Origin of the sequence: Runella zeae DSM 19591, from assembly GCF_000423565.1 — a bacterium.
Lineage (GTDB): Bacteria > Bacteroidota > Bacteroidia > Cytophagales > Spirosomataceae > Runella > Runella zeae.
Genome location: NZ_KE384036.1, coordinates 239376 through 263072 on the forward strand (window position 1 = coordinate 239376; position 23697 = coordinate 263072).

19 protein-coding genes are annotated in these 23697 nt (G+C 41.4%); 4 read left to right on the plus strand and 15 right to left on the minus strand.

The genetic code is table 11. The annotated features are described in order from the left end of the window. The first annotated feature begins 26 nt into the window (after positions 1–26). From G563_RS0119500 to G563_RS0119515, 4 genes are all read left to right on the plus strand, one after another. Entirely contained in the window at positions 27–1358 is a 1332-nt protein-coding gene (locus G563_RS0119500; protein WP_037327549.1) for a D-alanyl-D-alanine carboxypeptidase/D-alanyl-D-alanine-endopeptidase, read from the plus strand. A 44-nt stretch (positions 1359–1402) separates the two neighbouring features. Next, positions 1403–2596 carry a DUF2252 domain-containing protein gene (locus tag G563_RS0119505; RefSeq protein WP_028666783.1) on the plus strand — a complete coding sequence of 398 codons (1194 nt, stop codon included), beginning with the start codon at positions 1403–1405 and terminating at the stop codon, positions 2594–2596. Positions 2597–2879: 283 nt separating this feature from the next. Beyond that, a complete protein-coding gene (locus G563_RS35330; RefSeq protein WP_051211083.1) occupies positions 2880–3470 on the plus strand; it encodes a succinate dehydrogenase/fumarate reductase transmembrane subunit in 591 nt (196 codons plus the stop codon). 99 nt (positions 3471–3569) lie between these two features. Next, positions 3570–6206 carry a DUF5686 and carboxypeptidase regulatory-like domain-containing protein gene (locus G563_RS0119515; RefSeq protein WP_028666784.1) on the plus strand — a complete coding sequence of 879 codons (2637 nt, stop codon included), beginning with the start codon at positions 3570–3572 and terminating at the stop codon, positions 6204–6206. 12 nt (positions 6207–6218) lie between these two features. On the opposite strand, the gene G563_RS0119520 is transcribed toward G563_RS0119515, so the two are convergent. From G563_RS0119520 to G563_RS35350, 15 genes are all read right to left on the minus strand, one after another. After that, entirely contained in the window at positions 6219–7592 is a 1374-nt protein-coding gene (locus G563_RS0119520; RefSeq protein ID WP_037327552.1) for a monooxygenase, read from the minus strand. 94 nt (positions 7593–7686) lie between these two features. Beyond that, the gene (locus tag G563_RS37730; RefSeq protein WP_084650915.1) at positions 7687–7905 is read right to left on the minus strand and encodes a cysteine-rich CWC family protein; all 219 of its coding nucleotides are present in this window, start codon (positions 7903–7905) and stop codon (positions 7687–7689) included. Continuing rightward, on the minus strand, positions 7902–9017 hold the full coding sequence (locus G563_RS0119525) for a PepSY-associated TM helix domain-containing protein (protein WP_028666786.1): 1116 nt from the start codon (positions 9015–9017) through the stop codon (positions 7902–7904). Before G563_RS0119525 ends, G563_RS37730 begins: the two co-directional genes overlap by 4 nt. A 154-nt stretch (positions 9018–9171) precedes the next feature. Beyond that, positions 9172–10560 carry an alkaline phosphatase gene (locus G563_RS0119530; protein WP_028666787.1) on the minus strand — a complete coding sequence of 463 codons (1389 nt, stop codon included), beginning with the start codon at positions 10558–10560 and terminating at the stop codon, positions 9172–9174. 415 nt (positions 10561–10975) lie between these two features. Continuing rightward, positions 10976–14080 (minus strand): HsdR family type I site-specific deoxyribonuclease, encoded by a 3105-nt coding sequence (locus G563_RS0119540; RefSeq protein WP_028666788.1) that lies wholly within the window; start codon positions 14078–14080, stop codon positions 10976–10978. Positions 14081–14089: 9 nt separating this feature from the next. Next, the gene (locus G563_RS0119545; RefSeq protein ID WP_229598536.1) at positions 14090–14452 is read right to left on the minus strand and encodes a GxxExxY protein; all 363 of its coding nucleotides are present in this window, start codon (positions 14450–14452) and stop codon (positions 14090–14092) included. A 212-nt stretch (positions 14453–14664) separates the two neighbouring features. Further along, positions 14665–15213, minus strand: coding sequence for a restriction endonuclease subunit S (locus G563_RS38705; protein WP_063828423.1), 549 nt, complete (start codon positions 15211–15213; stop codon positions 14665–14667). Next, positions 15197–15823, minus strand: coding sequence for a restriction endonuclease subunit S (locus tag G563_RS38710; RefSeq protein WP_084650916.1), 627 nt, complete (start codon positions 15821–15823; stop codon positions 15197–15199). Before G563_RS38710 ends, G563_RS38705 begins: the two co-directional genes overlap by 17 nt. Positions 15824–15842: 19 nt before the next feature. Further along, complete coding sequence (locus G563_RS0119565; RefSeq protein ID WP_028666791.1) at positions 15843–16859, minus strand: PDDEXK nuclease domain-containing protein; 1017 nt, start codon at positions 16857–16859, stop codon at positions 15843–15845. Between the two features lie 3 nt (positions 16860–16862). Next, the gene (locus G563_RS35340; protein ID WP_084650917.1) at positions 16863–18338 is read right to left on the minus strand and encodes a type I restriction-modification system subunit M; all 1476 of its coding nucleotides are present in this window, start codon (positions 18336–18338) and stop codon (positions 16863–16865) included. Then, entirely contained in the window at positions 18305–19651 is a 1347-nt protein-coding gene (locus tag G563_RS0119575) for a c-type cytochrome (protein WP_028666792.1), read from the minus strand. The genes G563_RS35340 and G563_RS0119575 overlap by 34 nt, the downstream gene beginning before the upstream one ends. 29 nt (positions 19652–19680) lie before the next feature. After that, the gene (locus G563_RS35345; RefSeq protein WP_051211084.1) at positions 19681–21114 is read right to left on the minus strand and encodes a c-type cytochrome; all 1434 of its coding nucleotides are present in this window, start codon (positions 21112–21114) and stop codon (positions 19681–19683) included. A 115-nt stretch (positions 21115–21229) separates the two neighbouring features. Beyond that, positions 21230–21718, minus strand: coding sequence for a hypothetical protein (locus G563_RS0119585; RefSeq protein WP_028666793.1), 489 nt, complete (start codon positions 21716–21718; stop codon positions 21230–21232). A gap of 27 nt (positions 21719–21745) precedes the next feature. Next, complete coding sequence (locus G563_RS0119590; protein WP_028666794.1) at positions 21746–22654, minus strand: hypothetical protein; 909 nt, start codon at positions 22652–22654, stop codon at positions 21746–21748. Beyond that, entirely contained in the window at positions 22651–23694 is a 1044-nt protein-coding gene (locus G563_RS35350) for a cytochrome-c peroxidase (RefSeq protein WP_037327556.1), read from the minus strand. The genes G563_RS0119590 and G563_RS35350 overlap by 4 nt, the downstream gene beginning before the upstream one ends. Between the last annotated feature and the right edge of the window lie 3 nt (positions 23695–23697).

Sequence of the window (23697 nt, forward strand, 5' to 3'; positions counted from 1 at the left end):
CTAACCTTCCCACAATTTTCATTATTATGTTGCGTCATCTACAAACTTATCTTTTTACGTTTTACTGTTGTCTTTTGTTTTCAAGCTGTGCTACTTCCCAACCCAAAAAAGCGCAAGCTTCGCCCCCGCCCGAAACCAATAAATGGCGCGATTTGGTGGCCAATTCGGCCATTTTTCGGCAAAGTCATACTGGATTTGCCCTCTATGACCTTGAGCAGCAATCTATGGTAGCCGAATACCAAGCCGACCGCTACTTTACCCCTGCTTCCAACACCAAACTCTTTACTCTCTATGCTGGGTTGTCGCTCCTTGGCGACTCTATCCCGGCTCTACGCTACATCACCAAAGGAGATTCTTTGATATTTTGGGGTACTGGCGACCCTTCGCTGCTACATCCTGATATGCCTTCCAGCAATGTCCTTGACTTCTTAAAAAATTGGCGTGGCAAATTGTTTTATTACCCTCACCACTACACGGGCAAACGCTTTGGCCCAGGCTGGTCTTGGGGAGATTATGACGAATATTATCAATGCGAAATTTCTCCTTTACCTGTTTATGGCAATATCGTTCGGTTTACCAACAACACCGTAAGCCCTCGCATCTTCAAAGACAGTTTGCGAACAGCAGGATGGACCGAAAAATTCAACCTTTCTCGCGACGAATTCAACAACGGATTTTTTTCAACTGGCTGGCCTACTGGCTCTTTCACCGAAGACGTCCCCTACCGCACTTCTCCGCTTATGGTAGCGCAGTTGTTGGCTGATACCCTCAAAAAAGAAGTCCGATTGTTTCCCAAAATACCATTGAACAGCCCCTCTTCTACCCTTTATAGCCTTCCTATCGACACCCTATATCGCCGAATGCTGCAAGTCAGCGATAATATGTTTGCCGAACAAATCATGCTAATGTGCGCCGCCAAACTTGACTCTACCAACGTGGGCTTTGAAATTCCGCAGGGCATTGAATATGTGAAAAAGCAATTTTTGGTTGACCTCCCCGACGAACCTATCTGGGAAGATGGCTCAGGGCTATCCCGTTACAATCTCTTTACACCGCGTTCGATTATTAAGCTTTTACAAAAAATACAAACCAGAGTCCCCGACCAAGAGCGGTTGTTTGGCTTGATGTCTATTGGCGGCAAAGCGGGCACTATCAAAAATCAGTACAAATCGCGTGAGCCTTTTATCTTTGCCAAAACAGGGTCTTTGTCCAACATTTATTGTCTGAGCGGTTTTTTGAAAACAAAAAAAGGCAAAATATTGATTTTCAGCACAATGAATAACAACTACATCAAAAAAACTGTCGAAATCCGTAAAGAAGTAGAGCGGATTTTAACCGAAATTCATGAGAAGTATTAACACCCTGATATTTTCTCAAAACGAACCGTTAGCCCGAAAACCATATGCCAGTCGTCGCACAAATCAAGCAAAGCAACCAAAGCCGTCATCCACTGCTTTTGGAACAAAAATACTACCGCATGACCGAAGGCGTCTATCGGTTTTTTAGAGGTACGTCTTTTGTTTTTTACCAAGATTTTATCCAACATTTTAGCACTACCGACCTCACCCGTGTATGGGGCTGCGGTGACTTACATCTCCAAAATTTTGGCACTTATAAAGCCGACAACCGTCTGGTTTACTTTGACTTAAACGATTTCGACGATGCGTTTCTTCTTCCTGCTACTTGGGAGCTTAGCCGAATGCTTGTGAGTATTTTGCTTGCTGCCGAAGAACTTGCCCTCGAACCTACCGAAGCTAAGGCACTTCTTCTTGCGTTTTTGAAAAGCTACACAGCCACTCTTTCGGCGGGCAAGCCTACCGACATAGACCGCCGCAGTGCAGAGGGATTGCTGAAGGAATTTTTAGAAAACCTTGAAAAACGCCGCCGCCGCGACCTCATCAAGGAGCGAACTCTCAAATCTGACGAGGGAAGGCGCTTGAATGTGGATCACGAAAAAGTGATGCCTATCTTACCCCAACAGTACGCCAAAGTAAAAACAATGTTAGAAAATTGGCATAGCCAACATCCTACTCCCTTTTATGAACGAATCTGCGACATTGGCATACGCGTGACGGGTACGGCTAGTTTAGGACTTGAGCGCTACGTGGTACTTGTAGAAAGTGCTAAAGAAAAACTATACTTGCTCGATTTGAAAGAAGCTCGCCAATCTACTTTAGCTGCGTTTATTCAGTTGCCACAGCCCTATTGGGTCAGTGAAGCTCACCGAATTGTGGGTATTCAGAGTAGAGTCAACAACGTACTACCGACTTTGCTCAATCCGCTAGTATGTGAATCTCAATCTTTTGTATTAAAAGAATTGCAACCCGAACAAGATAAATTTGATTTTCATTATTGGGATGGCGAACTTGAATCACTCACTTCTTTGGTGGCTACCTTGGGCACTATCACCGCTTCGGGGCACCTTCGGAGTGCGGGTCGGCAAGGCTCTTCTATCGCCGACGAGTTGATTGATTTTGCGCATGATACCCAATGGCAACGTGATTTATTGGCGTATTGTCAAGATTATCCTACCAAAGTCCACCAAGATTATTTTCAGTTTTGTGAGGCTTTTGAAGAAGGCCTTTTTGACGAGTAACCTAACGCAGGCAACCTTTGGAACGTTGCCTGCATTTAACCACAGTGCAAAGAGTTAATCACATTACCAGATTTTTGACGTAACCTAACGCAGGCAACCTTTGGAACGTTGCCTGCATTTAACCACAGTGCAAAGGGTTAATCACATTACCAGATTTTTGACGTAACCTAACGCAGGCAACCTTTGGAACGTTGCCTGCGTTAACCACTATTTCTTAACTTTGGTTAATGAAAAATAAGATGATAGACTACAATTTTGCGTCCAAATCATTCTCTTTCAGTCTATGAAACTTATTTCTTTTCATCGTTTTAGTGGCATCGTGATTGCCATATTTGCAGCTTTTCATTTGTTCAATCATCTTACGGCATGGTTTGGTATCGCATCTCACCGCCACTTCATGGAGCTTTTTAGGCAGGTGTATCGCTTTCCACCCGTTGAAATATTGTTGCTTATATGCGTAGGATTCCAGGTGATTAGTGGTATTTCACAAATAAAATATTTACGAACTAAAAACACCCTCACTTTTCTCGACCGTTGCAAAATCTATTCGGGTGTGGTGTTTGCGTTGTTTATTTTACAGCATCTCAGTGCAGTCATGGTTCAACGACTGATATGGCACGGCGAGACTGACTTTCATTTTGCGGCAGCCGTGGTATTGTCGTCCCCTCAGAAATACTATTTTGTTCCCTACTATTTCTTGGGAGTATTTTCTTTGGGAGTGCATATAGCAAGTATACATCGTCAAAAAATAATCGCTTGGATAAGCCCTAATCAAGCTAACTGGCACGCCTTTTTTATTTTATTTCTAAGTTTTAGTGTGGCTATTGTGATTTTGTATGTATTTATGGGTGGCAGGTTTGCTATCACTCAATAGGCAAGTGAATAAGAACTAAAAATTTTGTAACTTTTTGAAGGCAATTTCGTTGATAAACGTCGGGCTTCAACATTTTTATTTGTAGTTAATTCCTAATTCATGAAATCATTTTTTCTACCCTTTCTTCTCCTCATTCTAAGTTTTTCTTCTTTTGCGGGAGGAATCAAAGGTATTATCAAAACTTCTAAAGGCGAGCCTCTCCCCTATGCAGCGGTAGTAGTCAAAGGCACAAACTTAGGTACTATGGCCAATGCCGAAGGGCGCTACGAACTTGCTTTGGAAAAAGGAAAATATGAAGTCATTTTTCAATACTTGGGTTTCAAAGCCTTGATAAAAACCATAGAAATAGGGGCAGACACCCAAAACCTTGACGTCATACTAGAGGAACAAGCCCTTAATCTCAACGAAGTAAAAATCGGTTCCAACTCCGAAGACCCTGCTTATACCATCATGCGACGAGCCATAGCAACGGCGCGTTTTCATGCCTTACAAGTACAATCATACAACGCACGTGCTTATATTAAATCTACGGGAGTGATTACCAATATCCCCTTTTTGGCCGAAAAAGCCCTCAAAAAAGAAGGTATCGAAGAAGGCCGTCCGATATTGAATGAAAGTGTCAACGAAATTACTTTCCAACAACCCAACAATTACCGTCAGCGCGTGGTCTCGACCCGAAATAGCATCGACAACAGCGCTCCGAGTCCCAATGCCTTCGTCCTTGCTAGTTTTTATGACCCTACCGTGGGGGATGCCGTTTCGCCTCTTTCGCCCAAAGCTTTTGGGTATTATAAATTTGAGTATGAAGGTTCATTTCGAGAGGGAGATTTGGAAGTCAACAAAATCAAGGTAATACCACGTTCGTATGGCGAAGGGGTATTCAAGGGGCAGATTTATATCATCGAAAACACTTGGGCGATTCATAGCCTAAATCTTCAGACCACGGTACAGAGTTTTGACGTAGATATAAAGCAAGTATCTAGTCTGGTGCAAGATGTATGGATGCCTACCAATGTGCAGATTCGCTTTGGGGGATCGATGATGGGCTTTTCGGGCGAGTTCAAATACGTGGTGTCGCTCAATTATAAAAACCTCAAAATCAACCCTTCTTTCAAAGCTCCTCCTACGGTTGTGGACGAAAAATTTGAGAAACCTGCCAACGACCTTTCTAAAAAAGACCTCCGTTCTAAAAAGCTCAGCGACCTTGCCGCTCAACAAAAGGAGGTTTCGACCAAACAAATGCGTAAGCTCATGAAAGAATATGAGAAGCAAGAAAAACGCGAACGCAAGGCCCAAAAAGAAGATATTAATGTAGTTAGGAATGACTCGATTGTAGTAGATTCGATGGCACATCGCCGCACCGATACCTACTGGAACGAACTACGTACTATCCCTCTTACCGAAATTGAAACCAAAAGCTATAAACATTCGGACAGTATTCGTATTGTAAAAGAAATCAAAATCAAGGCCGATAGTACAAAAGCCAAGAGAGATTCTTCTAAGGTCGATTTTCTTTCACTCTTGACGGGGCGTTCTTTTAGATTATCCAAGAAATGGACGCTTGATTATCAAGGGCCTCTTCATCCCCAAAATGCTACTTACAATACTGTAGATGGCTATGTGTTAGAGAGTAATTTTAATTTCAAAAAACAACTCAACCGCGACAACTCTGTCTATATCAAACCTTTGGTACGATATGCGTTTGGCCGAGAAGTAGTGTCGGGTACGGTAACTACAGGCTGGACTGGGCGGCGACGTGGCATTTCGCTGTCGGGAGGGAGGTATGTATCACAGTTCAATGCCAACAATCCAATCAATGCCAATGCCAACACCACCGCGACTTTGTTTTTTGAAAACAATTTTATGAAAATCTACGAAAAAGATTTCGGGAGGCTTTCTTTCTATTATGCACGTCTGGCCGATGTTTTTTCACTTAATGGTTTTGTCGAATATGGGCAGCGATACGAACTTGAGAACCTCGAAAATGCTCGTTCGTGGATACGCTGGAACCAATTTGCGTTTTCGCCCAATGCTCCCTTCAATCAAGAATATGCCAATCGCTCTACGGCTTCCGCTTTGTATTATCGTTTTGAGCCGCACCGCGCCCTCACCTTAGACCTTTCTTTGACATGGCGGCCGGGTCAACAGTACCGTATTTATAATGGTCGCAAACGCTATCTCAACAACAAAAACCCGTCGGTAGTCTTGCATTATGTGAAAGGTATTCCTAATGTCGGCAGTAGTGTTTCAGATTTTGATTTCCTCGAACTTACCCTCCGCCAAGATGTCAAAACGGGTGTAAGAAGTGAGCTGCATTATTCGGTGTCGGCGGGCGCTTTTCTCAACAATCGCAATCCCTACTTTATGGATTACAAACACTTTGCAGGCAATCAGACTTTTGTGCAATTTGGCGATGCTTTTTCTACTTTTCGTGGTTTACCATATTATATGTATAGTACCTCTCAACGGTTTTTTGAAGCTCATATCATCAACGAATCGCGACGCTTGTTGCTGACGCGTATTCCCCTCATCCGATTGGCGGGTTTGAAAGAAAATCTTATGGTTCATTATTTAGCCACTCCTACCATACCTCAATATATGGAAATAGGCTATGGTCTCGATGGTTTGATTCCGAGCTTTCCTTTTTTTAGAGTAGAAGGCGTGGCAGTTTTTGAAAATTATAAATATTACCGAACCATTTTCCGCGTAGGAACAACGTTGAAATTTGGTCGGTAACGGCCAACGATATTATTGTTCGTAATAATATCCAAAAATAATACCCATTTCGTCTTCGCTAGTCAGTCCAAATCTGACAGTTTTGGTAGTATTGTTGTTATAGGTAATTTCGGAAGTCAGCCCCTCCCCTGCTTTAAATTCGAGCGGAATATTGAAGGTCTTGATAAGAGGATGTTCCCAATCGGTACTTTCATATACTATTTCGCCATTGCGCGTACCTCCTGCAATTTTAATCACAAACTTCTCCCCTAACTTGTGCGTGTGCGACGTAAGCATCAATACTTTGGTAGGTTTCGAAAACTTAAACGTTTTGGTAGCGATTGTCACCTGATTAGGAGCTAAACGAAAATCCTCATTACCCATATTGATTGAATTTGCCACAATTTTCACCTGCTCCTTAGGCATTTTGTACAAATTGACATACACCTCTCCGGGAATTTTTCCGGCGGTTTTGTTGACATAATGCGAGTTAAAATCAAAGGAATAATTGGCCGGAATCCGCAATGCTATCCCCTCCGGAAAAGTATAATCATGCTCTTGGGTTTGGGTACCTGCCCAAAACACGTGATTTTGCATGCTTAAAAAAGTCAACAGATTGCTTGTTCCGTCGGAATTTCTCAAATCACGAACTTGCCCCTCGGCAGGAAGATTCTTAAGATTTTTGAAATCATACAAAATAAAATGGTGACTACCAGGACGCATTCGCGATTGGATGCGATTGATATATAGCTCCGATGTATTGCCAACGGGCTTGCGAACAAAAATTTCGCGCTCATAGGTGTTAGAAACCTCAAAAGGCTCCAAATGTAGCTGAATACCCTCATTGGATTTGGGTGCCTCCAAAGCCGTAAAAGTACTTCCAAAATTGGAGCCACACAGCGGCACCGAATTGGTAATGAGCGACGCATCTACCGAACCACCCGCCCGAGGCGCTCCCGCTTCAATCCACTTACGAACAAACTCTATTTCCCCTACCGAAAGCCCATTGGCTCCGAGCGGCATGGGATTGCCGTATTGTTTATTAGCCAACAGCGAAGCGGCACTACAATTGATTTTGGTAAACAAAAAACTCTTAGACACATTTCCGGGCATCACGAGCCGCATCGAATCGGTCTTGGCAGCGGTATTTTTGGGGAATTTATTGATGAGATTGTCATACGAATTTACTCCTGCCAATACAAGTCCATGCTGTCGAAAGGCAGCGTCTTGCTCCGACGCATGACAGCCCGAAGTAGCGCATGATTTATCAAATATTTGCGTTTGAATCAGTTTGAAAGAACCGTCTTCAAGTACTTGCTCCTCCACCTTCTGATGACATGAGCTAACTATCACCGCCGAAACCCCTGCTATTCCCAAAACTCCAATGTAAAACTTGAAAGTATTCATCAGTCAAAAACCGTTATCTGTAAAACGTGTGAATATAACGTAATTTACTCGTTTATAACTATCTCTAGCATAGACAATTTTCGACAATAGAAGTTTAACTATCAGTGGAGGAAATCAATACTCCTCCCAAAGCCACCAAACAATCATTGCACAGGCATTGATTGAGATATTTTTGGGCAAGGAACTCCCTTATATCTTCACTCAGCTGCACCTGAAAACACGGACAACTTACCCCCAACGAAGCCTGACAACCAAATGCCTTCCCACAATGAGGGCAGGTAGTAGATTTAGTAGTTTCAAGCGGAAGTTTCATAGGGCAGGCTTGAGTATTTTGTGTTTATTCATTTTTCTTTTTCGACGCCACCAAAGAAAAAACCCTGTCACTGACAGTAGTCCAGGCGTAAGGCCAATCACAATATACAGAATTTTCAGGAAAATCCCGCCAAAATTTCCTACGTGCAGCGGATGAAAAGTAGCTTCAATTTTTTTCCAAGGCGACAAATCTGAGTAGCGGGTTATGCCTAAAAATTCGCCCGTATAAGCATCAAATTGAATAGAATTTTTGGCCGAAAACAAAGGGTTTTCGTTTTCATAATTTCCTCTTACGTTAAATTTACGATGGGGCTGCGTGGGTAGATACACATAGCTTGGCGTCAACTCAGGAGCTTTGATGAGTGCTTCGTCGTATAAGTTTTGTAACGAAACTTTGGCAAGGGAGTTGGGCGGGGTAGGTACGACTTCGTTGTCCCAGGTTTTCTTTTCAAACGCAAATAAGTTGAGCCAAAAACCAGTGAAGAAAATAATTACGTTGAAAACCAACGCCCATACGCCTACCATACGGTGTAAGTCAGAAGAAATCGTACGCCAGTTTTTGGGGTTAAAACGTTGTCTAAAAGTCAACACTTTCCAAATAAATTTGCGATAAACGACCACCCCCGTCAGGATAGACACCAACATTGTTAGCCCAAAAATAGCAGTTAAAGCAGCGCCAGGCATCCCCAAATGAAACGAAAAATGGAACTGAAAAATCCATTCAATCCAGCCCACCTCGAGGTCGTCGCTGCGTCCGTGTCTGATGATTTGTCCCGTATATTGATTAACGTTGATTGCACCTAAATCATAGGAAATCAAGCGTGTATCATTTAGATAAAGCCGAAATTGATAGGAATGATTGGGGGGAGCCGCAGGATTCACCCACGCAATACCGTCTAGATTCGGGTATTTTTGAGTAATAATTCGATACAGACTGTCAAGCGGCAAAGGCTCGCCCGTTGGTACGACATTGGTAATCTGACCATACATCCACGGTTCAAGTTCCTCTTTAAAAACCAGTATAGACCCGCTTAAACCCAATAGCAATAAAAAAAAGCCCGTAATGAGGCCAAACCATGAGTGAAGTGTAAAAAGCTTGCGCTGTATGTTCATAAGTTGATGAAGATTAACAACTATTTGACGGTTAAAGAGGCTGTCTAACGATTAACGCAGGCACTGTTTTGAACAGTGCCTGCGTTGAATACCTCGCCAACCCTGCCAACGTTCAAAACGTTGGCAGGGTTAAGAACGTTGGCAGGGTTAAGCCTTATACTTTTACTTCGGTCAAATCAAGCATAAAATTGTGCAAGTCAATATTCTTCACAAAAGGATTGAGTAGCTCGCTGCCGGGTCCAAACATCGACAACTCCACAAACTCTGCCGTATGGTCGGTGCCAGCCCATCCTATGGAAGTAAAAGGTGTTTGGATTTGGGCCAATTTTTGGAAAGGTAATTTACGCGCGTTATAAACGCCGTCTTCACCGAGCAAATAATAATTACTCAAAATCGTTAGCGCTTCCTCAGGTTTTATCACAATTCCCTGCGCCGCTTCGATGCGCTCAATAATCTGAGCAGGCGTAAAGTTTTTGTCGATACCATTCAATATCCACTCATTAGTGTGCTTAAAAGTCGCGATTTTATCAAAATTGGCATTGGCTTTAGAACCCGACAAAAGCGCAGGGCTGGCATTGCCGTGATCGGTGGTGAGTACTACAAGCGTATTTTTATCTTTTTCGGCAAAATCTATCGCTACTTTGAGCGCATCATCAAACTGGATTTGCTCCCCAATCAAGCCCCCGATGTCGTTGGCATGAGCCGCCCAATCTACCTTGCCAGATTCTACTTGTAGTACAAAGCCGTTGGGATTTTTTTGCATGATTTCGATTGCCTTTTGGGTCATCTCAGCCAAGGTAGGCACTTTCGCTTTGAGTTCTTCTGAATTGGCACGGTCGAGGGCATACGGCAGTCCGTCGTTGTGAAATACTCCCAAAATAGGCTTATCTGAATTTAATCCTAGCATTTCCTGACGCGTAAGCGCTACTTGATAGCCCGCTGTTCGGAAATCTTGCAGTAAGTCACGTTTATCAGCCCGATTTTCTTTCGAAAATACTTCTGTTCCTCCACCCATCATTACATCAAATTTCAGTGACAAGTACTGCACCGCAATAGGATCCATGCTACGACTTTTGGAGTTTACCGCAAAACCCGCCGGCGTTGCGTGCGTAATAGGCACCGTAGTGACACAGCCCACGGCTTTGCGAGCTTCTTTGAATTTCTGCAAAATAGGCCGGTATTCTTCGCCATTAGGGCCCATGTTGAGCACTCCATTTTTTACTCTCACTCCCCCCCCCCACGACGAACTCGCCGCCGCCGAGTCGGTCACTAGAGAACTCGCCGAGGCAGTATCCATGAGTGCACGTTTGACGCGATTGTCGCGCATGAGTTGTACCCAATGACTCCCACGCCCGTGATGGCGCTGTAGCATCAAATCAGCCATATTGAGTGTGCCGATACTCATGCCATCGCTTACCATAAATATGATATTTTTGACTTTGCCACGCTTTTTGGCGATGGCATCCCCGGCTCCCCAAGGGTTGAATAGCTGAGTCCCTAAAGCAGCCAAGGAACCATTCTTAAAAAAATCTCTTCTACGCATAGATTGGTTTGGTTGTGGTTTTGTAAACTATAAATCACTGAGTATGAAGTATGCTTTCACAAAGCTACATACTCTCTATTTATTACTTGGCACTTCCGAAATAATACCACCCCACTTTTTGTCATTTTTCCCAAAAAAAGGATTCCCTTTTTCGGTGGGGGTTTCGGCTAGCCAATAGCCCCCCAAGCCATCCAGCACTAAAATTAAATTGAAAAACTGCAGTTGAATTTAAGAACTTCCCCTGCCCGACACAAAACCGTAGTTGGCGTTCTTGTACACCATGTTTGAAAGTGGCCCCTACGCTTGAGTTATGTGTTTCATTGTCAGTTTATTTTTGGGTTTGAACCTTAGCTCAAGCAGCTTGGCAATGTGTGGCTGTTGAGATGGATATTCATTCTACATTCTTTGCTTTTATTTAAAGTTGTCCCCCAACTCCTTTAAACTTCTCTACAAACGATACTAGCTTTTGAAAAACACTTCGCTTCTTAGTCAAATACTGAGGATTTAAAGGACTCATTTTTGGTAAAAGTGCGTTTAATTCAGTTCCATTTTCACTCGCATATTCGCGCTTTAAAGAAGTTATTATATAGCGTTTCGCAGCTTCTTCATTCAGATTCTCTTCTACAATTAATTCTGATGCTTCTAATTGTTGCTTGCTTTGGGCAAATTGAAAAAATGAATCTATAACATTTGCTTTGTCTTGAAGCGTATCGAGATCTGTCTCATTAATGAAATCAACAACCAAACTCTCTTTCGCTCTATTCCCAACACTTGCACGAATAACCCTGCGTATTTCAGTAATTAAAGTGTCTTTGTCTTTAGTTTTCTTGTTATGTTCAAAAATCAATTCAAGAATGTAATCAAGGTTTATTTCTTGTGATTTTAATAAGTCAACTTCAAATACTACATCATCCCAATCAATGGTAGATTCTTCTTTTTCCTTTCCGCTTTTTTCACGTCTTAACCAGTCTCGTATATCATTGTAAGTTGAGCGGTAATCCTGCACTGTCCTTTCTTTGAGCAATTCAATTTTTTGCATTGCAGCAATATCTTCATCTGTTACAAAATGAGTTTTTTTAAATTCTTCAATTGCCTCAGGATTGTTTATGTCAATTGCTTGAAGTGCTTTAAGGTGGTTAAATTCATCGTAGTTCTGGAGTATGTTTTCTACTCTCAAATACTCTCCGAATAGTTTTGCAAATGCCTTTTTGTCTTTCTCTTTTACAATTTCGTCAGGATTAGGAAATTTCTCATTCAACTCTTTTACTACTTCTACATAACCTCTGCGTGCTTCACCTGTAACAATGTCTGTAAAACCTTCTAAATATTCTTCATAGCTCTTTTCAAGAACGACATTTTTAGTGTTTTTATCGCCAAAAAGAGTAATAGCGTCAATAGTTGCTTTTTCTAAATCTCGGAATGTTACAATATTTCCAAAAGTCTTTGTTGCATCATAGATACGATTGGTGCGTGAGAAGGCTTGTATTAAACCGTGATAACGTAAATTCTTGTCAACAAACAATGTATTTAATGTCGGTGCATCAAAACCAGTAAGGAACATTCCAACAACAATAATTAAGTCAATCTCTTTGTTCTTTACACGTTTGGCAAGGTCACGATAGTAATTTTGAAATTCTCCCTCTACATTATAATTCATTTTGAACATGGAATTATAATCATTGATTGCTTTGGTTAAAAACTCTTTAGCACTAACATCCATTGCAGAAGGCTCAAAAGTCTCGTCAAGTATTTCACCTATTGCACTCTGCTCTTCGTTTGCTGCAAAGGAGAAGATTGTCGCTATCTTCAGAGGCTTGTCGCTCGCTTTTTGTAGGTTGTTTAATTCCTCATAATACAATTTTGCAGCATCAACACTACTTACTGCAAACATGGCATTAAAACCTTTGTTGCTTCCTTGATTCCTATGGGTTTTTATTCTAAAATTCTGTAAAATGTATTGGGATATTTCTTTGATACGAGCAGGGTGGAGCAAAGCTGTTTTGTTTTCTGCTGCACTTAACTTTTTCTCATCTATTTCAGTTTCTATACTCTTAAACTGTGGTCGAACATCATTATAGTCAACTTTGAATTTCAGTACTTTTTCATCTCTAATCGCATCCGTAATTACGTAAGAGTGCAGTTCACGACCAAAAACACTTGCGGTTGTTTCTGCACCTAAAGCATTTTGTGGAAAGATTGGCGTTCCTGTAAAACCAAATTGATAGAATTTCTTGAATTTCTTTCTCAGATTTTTTTGGGCTTCGCCAAATTGGGAACGGTGTGCTTCATCAAAAATGAAAACGACTTGCTTTTGGTAAATCGCTAAATCACTCTCCGTTTTCATCAGATTGTTTAGCTTTTGTATGGTTGTAACAATGATTTTATTGTCATCTTTTTCGATGTTTCTTTTTAATCCTGATGTGCTATCAGAGCCATTCACACTATCGGGAGAAAAACGCTGATACTCTTTCATCGTTTGAAAGTCCAGGTCTTTACGGTCAACCACAAAGAATACTTTATCAATAAAATCCAATTGAGTGGCTAATCTTGCTGCTTTAAAACTGGTGAGCGTTTTGCCAGAACCTGTAGTGTGCCAAATATAGCCGCCACTTTCGGGTTTCGACCAATTTTTGGCTTGGTAGGAACTTTCAATTTTCCACAACATTCTTTCTGTTGCTGCAATTTGATAAGGTCTCATAATGAGCAATGTATCACTTGTATCAAATACAGAATATGTAAGCAATACATTCAATAAAGTATGTTTCTGAAAAAAGGTAGCGGTAAAATCTTTCAGGTCTTTAATCAGCGTATTGTCAGCCTTTGCCCAATTCATGGTAAAGTCAAAACTGTTTTTGTTTCGTTCTACCGTATTGGCAAAATATCGGCTGTCAGTACCGTTTGAAATGACAAAAATCTGAACGTATTTATAGAGTGAGTTTTTACTATTAAAACTTTCCTTTGAGTATCTATGAACTTGGTTAAATGCTTCACGGATAGCAACTCCACGTTTTTTAAGTTCTACCTGAACCAACGGCAAACCATTGACTAATATAGTTACATCATAGCGATTGGCATGTATCCCTTTTTGTTCAAACTGTCTGATTACTTGCACCTTATTCCTTGCAATATTGTTTTTGTCAACCAAATATATATTTTGAATATGCCCATCATCAAAAACAAAATCGTAAATGTAGTTTTCGTGTATTTTCCTTGTTTTTTCGACAAGATTATCGCTTGGTTTGTCTAAATATTCTTCTACAAAACGAGTCCATTCGCCATTAGAAAACTCCACATTGTTAAGCGATTGCAATTGCAATCTTACATTCGCCAACATCGCTTCTGGTGTATTTAAGTTGAGCGGATTTTCATACCCTTGATTGATTAAGTCTTGGATAAATTCTTTCTCCAATGCCGCCTCTGTTTGATAAACGGCAGGGGGTTCGTTTACCTCGAAGTACTTGGTAAACTTGTCTAGTACAATGAAGCTGTTTGATTCTGCTATGGTTTTGTAGGTACTCATTTGTCAGAACTATGATTTATTTGATTTTTGCAATTGTCCTGATTTGAATTTTTTGTTGGTTAAACGCTTAAAATTCAAGCTCATTTCGCCAAAATTTATTAGTAAGCCAATTTCTAGGTTATAGGCTTCCAAATAATTGATAGCTTGTGCAAAATGCACATCCTCTAATTTTGTGACTGCTTTTAATTCAACTGAAATAATACCTTCTACTAAAAAATCTACTCTACGAACCCCTATTTGTTGCTTTCTATAAAATATGGGCATTTCAAATTCTCTGTTGAACGATATGCCCGCTTCCCGCATTTCAATTTCTAAAGCTCGTTGGTAGATGACTTCCTGAAATCCATTTCCTAATGTTTTATGTACGGTCATAGAACATCCGATAATTTTTGATGTCAATTCGGAATATTTGTATTGTTCATTTACCATTCGTCTAAACTGTGATTTATTTGATTTTTGTGATTGCTTTGATTTAATTTTTTGTCGATTTTTTTCATCGTTCTATGAGTAATCAAACCGCAATAATTGTCTAAACTGTGATTTATTCTCATCATAATAATCATACCAATCACAAAAATCATAGTTTAGACAAATGTTAGCAGTTTATCTCGGTAATACTCATACTGCTTTTTACGTAACTCTATCTCTTTTGGCAAACCTTCGCTAATTGAAGTGGTGAGGGTATCGAATTGGTCGAGAATCGAAACTATGCGGGTTTGTTCGGCGAGTGAGGGGATCGGAATTTGCATTTTTTCAAAAGCAGTTCTTGATAAACGGGGTACACTCGCACGACGAACTTGACCAGTTATTTTTACTTGCTGAATTAACAGGAAGTAATACAAAAACTTACTTTTCAAATTTCTGGGAGTTAAGAAATAATAAACATCATCAGCAGCCCAAAAATCAACGCCACTGTAGCCAATTTCGCCAGCAGACCCGGCACTAATTATAAAAGTAGTGTCTGCTTGTACATTACTTTCATGATAATATCCAAGAGGAATCATGCTATTTTGGAATACTGCATATTTCCCAGTTTCTTCTAATTGGCTTTTGATTAGTCTTTTACCACGTTTAATCTCTGCAACTTCCCCCAAAGTCTTCCACTCTACTTTTTTATCATTTACCCCCCCGATTTAAATCACTGAAATTCAGCAACTTATCTCGATAATACTCATACTGCTTTTTTCTCGCTGTAAGCTCTGCTGTAAGCTCTGTAAATGTGTCGAGAATACGAACAATTTCTTGTTGGACAGAGAGGGGAGGGATGGGGATTAGAATCTTTGCCATATCATTTGCAGAAACATCAATAACCTTTGTCCCTTTTGCATACTTCCTTTTCTGGCTTGCAAACATTTCTGTTTGGGTAAAATATGCGAAATATTTACCAATAATATACTTTGATGGTTTAAAAATAGTAGCATGTCCACCTGTAACGGCTTGCTCTTCTCCAAGATAAACAACAGCTTTACCAACATCTTCTAAATTCTCACTGGTATTTGTTATCACAACATCACCATGATTTACTTTACGTAACTTAGCTGCTGTTTCTTTGGACACAAAAGAAATAGTATTTTTAGTGGAAATTCCATAATAGGTATAAATCTGACCATAATGGATAGCTGGTACACCAATTTCTGTAAAATCTGTTTTTGGTAATCCATTACCTCTGATAAACTCACCCACTTCCCCTAACGGTTTCCACTCCACCTCAACTCCTTCTAATAATTTATCTAACTCGCTCATGCTTTTATTATCTTAATAATTAGTTGTTATAAGCTTTTATTTCATTTACCAACAAGTCTTGCAATTGATCTTTTGGTAATAAAAGCTGATATTCTGCCACGCCAATGGGTTTATTGATGTCTTGGAGGGCAATTTCTACATCCAGATGGTCTTTATCGGCACAAAGAATAATTCCGATAGAATTGTTTTCGGTTTCGCCCTTCTCCAATTTATCGAGCAACGACAGATATACATTCATTTTGCCTATATATTCGGCTTTAAAACTGCCTATTTTCAATTCGATAGCCACCAAGCTTCGCAAGCCACGATGAAAAAAAAGCATATCTACAAAATACTCTTTGTTGTTGTATTCTAAGCGGTATTGGTTGCCAATAAATGTAAAGCCTTTGCCTAATTCTAAGACAAAGTTTTTAATTTTTTCTACCAATCGTTTTTCCAACTCCGTTTCTTTTACTTTTTCGGTAATACCCAAAAAGCCAAGGTTATAACGGTCTTTAAACACTTCGTTGGCATAATCTGCATCAATGCCAGGAAGTGTTTCGTTAAAATTGTGCGATTTGATTTGTATTTGATGATGGCTGAAACTATCCATTTTGATGGCATTGAGCAACCAATCTCTGCTCCAGCCTTTGGCTATGGCTTCGTTGGCATAAAAAAGTACAGCTTCGAGCGACTGAACCTTATTGATTAACAACAAATTATGCCCCCACGGCAAAACTGCTACAGCTTGTAGCAGTTTTTGGTCTGCTTGATAGTAACGCTCATAAAATAGTTTCATATTCCACAAATTGCGGGGTGATAAGCCCATATCGGGAAATTCTTTTTTGAGGTCTACCGAAAGTTGATTGACCACAGCACTGCCGTAACCTTCGGCTAATTGCTTTTCAAAAATCAACTTACCAAGATTCCAATAAACCGATTGTGCGGCACGGTTTAATTGTTTGGCAACTATTATCTTGGTGGTACGAATTTGCTCAACCGCTTGTTTCAAAATACTATCGTACTCTTCTTTATTTAGGCTTATTTCTTGGCTCATCGTTTAACCTTCAATTTCTTCAATGATAGCATCAATACTGCTACGTAGGGCATTTATTTTTTTTACGGTTGTGGCAATCTCAGCGTTTAATTGCACAATATCCACTTTTTCTCTATTGTCTTTGGCTTCTACATAAGAACTCACCGAAAGGTTATAATCGTTTTCGGCAATTTTTACATTATCAACAGAAACAGCGACATGAGGCACATCTTCTTTTTTATCGAAAATGTCCATGATTTTTTCAATGTGTGTATCAGTAAGCACATTGTTATTGGTGGCTTTCTTAAAAAAATCTTCGCCACTTACATCAATAAACTGCGTTTTGGTATCCGTCTTATGTTTTGAAAGTACCAGAATAGTAACCGCAATAGAAGTACCATAGAAAAGGTTGGGAGCCAAAGAGATAACCGTTTCCACAAAGTTGTTGTCAACCAAATATTTTCTAATCTTCTGTTCAGCCCCACCACGGTAAAAAATACCCGGAAAACAAACCAAAGCCGCCCTGCCTTTGCTGGATAGATAACTAAGGGCATGAAGCACAAAAGCAAAATCGGCCTTAGATTTAGGAGCAAGCACGCCAGCAGGGGCAAAACGGTCGTCGTTAATGAGCGTAGGGTCACCGTCACCAATCCACGGTATAGAGTAGGGCGGATTAGAAACGATGGCATCGAATGGTTTTTCATCGCCATAGTGTGGGTCTGTGAGCGTATTACCCAACGCAATATTAAACTTGTCATAATTGACATTGTGCAAAAACATATTCATACGGGCCAAGTTATAGGTCGTATGGTTTATTTCTTGCCCAAAGAATCCTTCTTCAATAATATGGTTATCGAAATGTTTTTTTGCTTGCAACAATAAAGAACCCGAACCAGCCGCAGGGTCATAGATTTTATTTACGGTGGTCTGTTTGTGCATAGCCAATTGTGCAATCAGCTTCGATACACATTGAGGTGTAAAAAACTCACCGCCCGATTTGCCGGCATTGGCGGCATAATTGGAAATCAAAAACTCATAGGCATCACCAAAAAGGTCAATCTGATTGTCTTCAAAATTCCCAAAATTCAATGCTTCTACGCCTTTCAAAACAGCAGCTAAACGAGCGTTTTTGTTTTCAACCGTATTACCCAATCGTGTACTTGTGGTGTCGAAATCAGCAAATAATCCTTTAATGTCTGGTTCGGATGGATAACCGTTTGCAGAACTTTCAATAGCGTCAAAAATGGCTTTTAAGTCGGTATTCAGATTAGGATTTGTATTAGCTGTTTTAGCAACATTCACAAATAGTTGACTTGGATAAATAAAATAGCCTTTTGTTTTAATGGCGTCATCTTTTATTTCAGGGGTTATTACATCATCTGATAATTTTGCATATTGAATGGTTTCATCACCACCTTCAATGTAATTGGTAAAGTTTTCACTGATGAAGCGATAGAACAACGTGCCTAACACAAACTGTTTAAAGTCCCATCCATCCACTGAGCCACTTGTTTGATTTTATCATCCCCTATGTGCGCTTGAGCTGGCATGGCAGGGCCTTCACGTTTTTTACCAGGCTGTTTGATCCAGCCTATCAGCCCCGCGATATTGCCTTTGTAAATGCCCGCTGCTTCTACCATACTTGGCCCTACGAGTTTTTCGTTCACTTGATGACAAGCTACGCAGTTCATCTGGAAAATAGCTTCACCAGGATGAGCGGCTGCGGTGGCGGTTTCGGTGTTTTTGGGTTTCAAAGCTTCGGCTTGCGCTTCTTTGACAAGTTTCTCATACTCAGCGGTTTTCTTAGCGACCAATTTACGGTGTGGGTCAATCACATTGGAGCGGTATAGCTGCCGTCCTGAACCCATAAAAAGCACTACCACGCCCATAGTAAGGGCGATTTTGGTAAAATGCCTCCCAAACTGAGCTACCGGTCCCGTGATTTCTTTCCATAGCCATACCATAGCGACAATGGCAATCGAAGCACCCGTCAAAATCACGGTAAGAACATTCCAACCCAAACCTTGGGTAGGAAGCGTAATGAGTACAATGGGCCCTACCAAAAACTGAACGACCGAGCCGTAAAATGTAACGGTATAAAGATTCTTACGAATTTCGTAACGACTCAAAGAAGGAAACTTTACCTCAAAATCGAAGTCTTTACGACCAAAATACCACACCAACAGTAGCCCAGATGCCGCCAAACACGCATTCAGAAAATGGAGATAACGGGGGAAAACATTGGGCAGCACTAGCGCCGACAAAAACCCTTCTACCACCGACCACTTATCAGGAAACATCATCAGGTTGACATTGGTCAAAAAAATCAACGGCACAAACAAGAAAATCGCTACCGAAGTGGCCAAAATACTGATGTGCAGGAGCTTGTTGTTTTCGAGGCGATGCCACATAAACTTGTGCGCATATAGCAGCAAAAACGCAATCGTCACCAGCGGAATAATCAAAATCCACATCAAACCCGTGAGGGCATTGGCCGTGTAGAAATAGGTAGTATAGAGCGTATTAATAGCCAACAACGGCGCAATCCCCATTACCACTGCCAATGATTTGTTGACGGTGATAGTCTGGGCTACTTCATAAGCTAGTTTGTCGTAATCGGGCTTGCGAAGACCCAGCAACTGGTAAACTAGCGTCAGAATAGAACCACCCACCATGAAATTGATAAACAGAATGTGCACTAAAAACATCAATACCAATATCAAAACCAAAAACCACTCAGGCACCGGTAAGGGCAGTGGAATGTCTTTTTGAACAATGGTGGTTTGAGCTTGCAAAAGAATACTATAAAACATGATAAAAATCTTTAGAATGAATAACTTAATCAACGAGCTGCGACAGATTGAGCTGGTTTTGGTTTGTTAAACCCAAGCCCATCTTGGGCACCAGTCACTGGCTGCGGATTGGTTTGGAGTTCTTTGATAAAAGCACAAAGTGCGTCTAGCTCGCGGTCGTTGCCTGGGAAGGGTGGCATGAAATACCGAGCAGAGTGCATATTTTTGATGTAGCCCTTCAGCTGAGGTGTCTGCCAAGGCTCTTTTCCAAACATTACCGTAAACTTCCCCACAATAGGGTTCACAGCACCATTGGCAGTGTGGCAACGACTACAAGTCAGAATAAATACATCCCGCCCTGCTTCTATCATATTATCGTCGGTTACTTCTTTAGTGGCCACAAAATTGGCATGTTTCAAGATTCCGTCTCTTTTGAGCAATGGATAGTCTTCTACCCGCAAGCCATTGGAATACATGTATTCGCCAATCACGTACGGTTTGCGGATAAATTCGCGCAAGCGCTCAAAATGCCCCATCAAACCAGCAATCAACAAAATACTCACAGCTGCCAACCAAGCCGGGGCGGTATTGGGGCGGAAGTAAGCCCAATTGGCCATTCCGATTACCAATCCAATCGCCACAATCACAATGACAATAATCTGACTGTACCAGCTCTGAAACTCAATCGTGCCCATGGCTACAGGTAAGTTGCCGACAAGGTTGGTGGGAATCACATAATAGTATAGCATGGCTCCCGCCGCCGCTAATGGTCCCCATACCAACACCCATTTCCTAATCGAACGGAGGGCACTTTTTCGAAAATCGGGGTCTTTGCGGGTATAAATCAACGTCAAAAACAAAGCAATCATCCCGCCCATAGTCATGGCAAGTGGAGTACGAAACAATAATTGCGGTAGATACAGCGGATTGACAAAACCATATATAAAAGTACGGTCATTGTTCCAGTTGCCGGTATCCATCATAAACGCCAAAATGGAAACAATAATGGCCATTGTTATCCAAGAGAAAAAGCACAAGAAAAGCCCGTACTTAACATGTTTAAATTTCTTTACCATGTTGGCTTTGAGCTTTTTCCAAGTCAAGAAATAAAGGAGAATCAACACCACTTCTGTCACAAATACCATCCATTCGACAAACCAAGCCCCAAAAAAGACGCGAATCAAACTAGCAATCGAGGCGGGATTGACCAGCGAAGCCGAAAACCAAATACCTACGCCCGTCATCGCACCAATGGTGGTCGTAATCAGAAAAGCAACGAACAAAATTCGGTAAGCCAACGAATCCCATTTTTCGGCTAGTTCGGGATTGGTTTGCATCAGCCTGAAACCTTTGATTTCGAGCATGGCCACTACGGGCATTAGGCCTACCGCCAAAGCGTGATTGATGATAGCATGAATCACGGCTATAATGGCAATCAAAGCTCGATTGCCTAAAAAATCGAGGTGAAATATTGGAAAATCCACGAGAATAAAGTGTTTAATGAAACCATATAGATATGGGTTTTCTGCCCTACCCTACCAGAGGAGAGAGAAAACAAAAAAGCTAACCAACTGATTGTGAGCAACTTACCAGACTACATTAAACAAAGCGCGGAGGGTGCGGGATTTTTTGATGAAGCAATAAGCCTTTGCCATCTAAATAAGCAAACAAGGCTTTCTTTCGGGTATCAATCGGAACGCAAACAGGGACTTCAATCTGTACATCTTCCACAAAAAGATTAAAAACATAAAGATTCAACGACGCTTGTTTTTTCTTGGTAGGCTCTTGTCCAAAATCCAAAAGCGATAGCAACTGTTCCCGAAGGCGTTGCTGAGATTTACTTACCTTATGTTCCGATTTTATGCAAGACTCTTGGAAAGAAAGGGGATTGTCGAGCGAAAACACAATCAATGCGGTCAAGATACTTTGGATGCACATCACCCCCACAATGGCCACAAGAAGCCATCCACGCAGACGGCGAATCTGAGGCTGAGTTAGTTTGGCAATATCTATCCGCAAACGAAATAGCATTTTGGCGCGAAAATCAATACAAAGATAATAGGTTTTGGTTTGAAATGAGTGTAACAAACCTCACAATTATGTCGATTTTCTTTCTTAAAACATAAAAGTAATGTGAGTCGTAGTGGTATTTTTCAGTTTTAAATCTCCGTCCGAAAGATGCTGATAAAGAGGCGTTTGATATGTAACACCTGCCGAAATCTTTTTAAAATACAACTCAAATCCTAGATTGGCAGTAGAAAGAACTCCTCCCGTAAAAGTATTTTTAGTGCCGTTTTTGGTATCATATCCAAAACGCTCCGCATACACCCCCGCATTGGGCATCAAAGTAAGTGACGACAACGACACCGTCCGAAATACCGAAATCGACCCACTTGTACGATTGGCAAAACGATATTGATTGGGATTGGTCGTATTGATTTTATAAGATACATCTACGTTGGCACCCCAGTTTTGGTAACGTAGGTTGTAAATAGCATTCAACACAAAATCGACACTGCCCGTACCCAATTGAAAATTGGCATTGGCCACCTCACTACCGTCTTCTATATATCGAAACTTACCCGTAGGGGCTTTTACTCCTCCCCCAATGAGCAGGGTTTGATCCACTTTATGCGATGTAGAATCCCAAAATGTATTGACAATATTGTAATGAAACAAGGCCGACACATCCCCTAGTCCATTGATTCTCTGTGGTGTCTCGGTACGATAAAGTGTTTGGGTATTCAAACTATAAGGTACAAACACCATCAGTTGCGTCCGTTTGAAAGGATAAAAACGCGCCCACAATTCGGCCGTTTGGAAGTTTTCACGAGCGCGAAAAAAAGTACTACCAAGGTGGGATTCATAGTTTTTGATGCGATAACGCACCCCCGCAAATCGCATGTGTGATTGGGGTAAAATACCAAAAAAAGAACCACCATTGCCACAGCCGCATACATCGCAGGCATGAGTGGGCAGTACTCCCAATAGGCTCAATAAGAAGGCATAAACTAAATTTCTCATGGTGCAGCAAAGCGTGGATTGGTTAAAAACTCTTGGTCGGTCAGTGTTTTAAGAAACGCAATAATTTTTTGTTGTTCTTCTTTGGTCATTGCGATTCCGAAGCGCCCGTTTTGTTTTAAAAGTGGGTCTAGATTGCCCGTTTCTTTTACACCACCCGCATAATGCTCCAATACCCCTTCCAAATTCAAAAACCGACCGTCGTGCATGTAGGGATAAGTGACCTCGATGTTGCGTAGCGTAGGCACTTTAAATTTGTTTTTATCTTGCGGATTTTCGGTGATTCGATAGCGCCCTAAATCGTCGGTGTATTCGGGTAAGAGCCCGTTACTCCGAAAACTATGATCGGTAAAAAGAACCCCGCTGTGGCAACTGGCGCATCCCTTGTCTTTAAAAAGCTGTAAACCAGCTGTTTCATCGGCGGTCAATTGCGCCTTGCCTGCCAAGTATTGGTCATATTTAGCGTTGGCCGAAACGAGCGTCACCAAAAACTGAGACAATGCCTTCAGAAAACGCTCCGTGGTGATTTCTTCGGTCCCATAGGCTTTTTTGAAAAGACGTGGATAGTCTTTGTGAGTCCGCAGTTTTTGAAGCACATTCCCGATTTTTTCGTCCATCTCAAGGGGATTTTCAATCGGTGCAATCGAAAACAAATCCAAGTCAAAGACTCCGCCATCCCAAAAAAACGAATCTTGCCATGCCAAATTGACCAGCGGTTGGGCATTACGTGTTCCTTCTTGGTCGTCTATTCCGTGACTAAAACCATGCCCGTGGTGCGTAAATGCGTGACTTTGATTATGACATTCGCCGCACGAAATGCTACCATCACGCGAGAGAATTCCGTCATAAAAAAGCTTTTTTCCAAGCGCCACCCCGTCGTTGGTGAGGGGATTTTTGCTAAGGTCATAAGTAGGTTCGGGAAAACCCTGAGGTACCGAGAAAAGGGGTTCGGGGCTTGCCTCTCCCCCCAAAATAGAGCAAGAAGCAAGCCATCCGATAAAACTCAGCGACACCGCCACAAGGCGCCAACGAGAGTTGTTCATGAG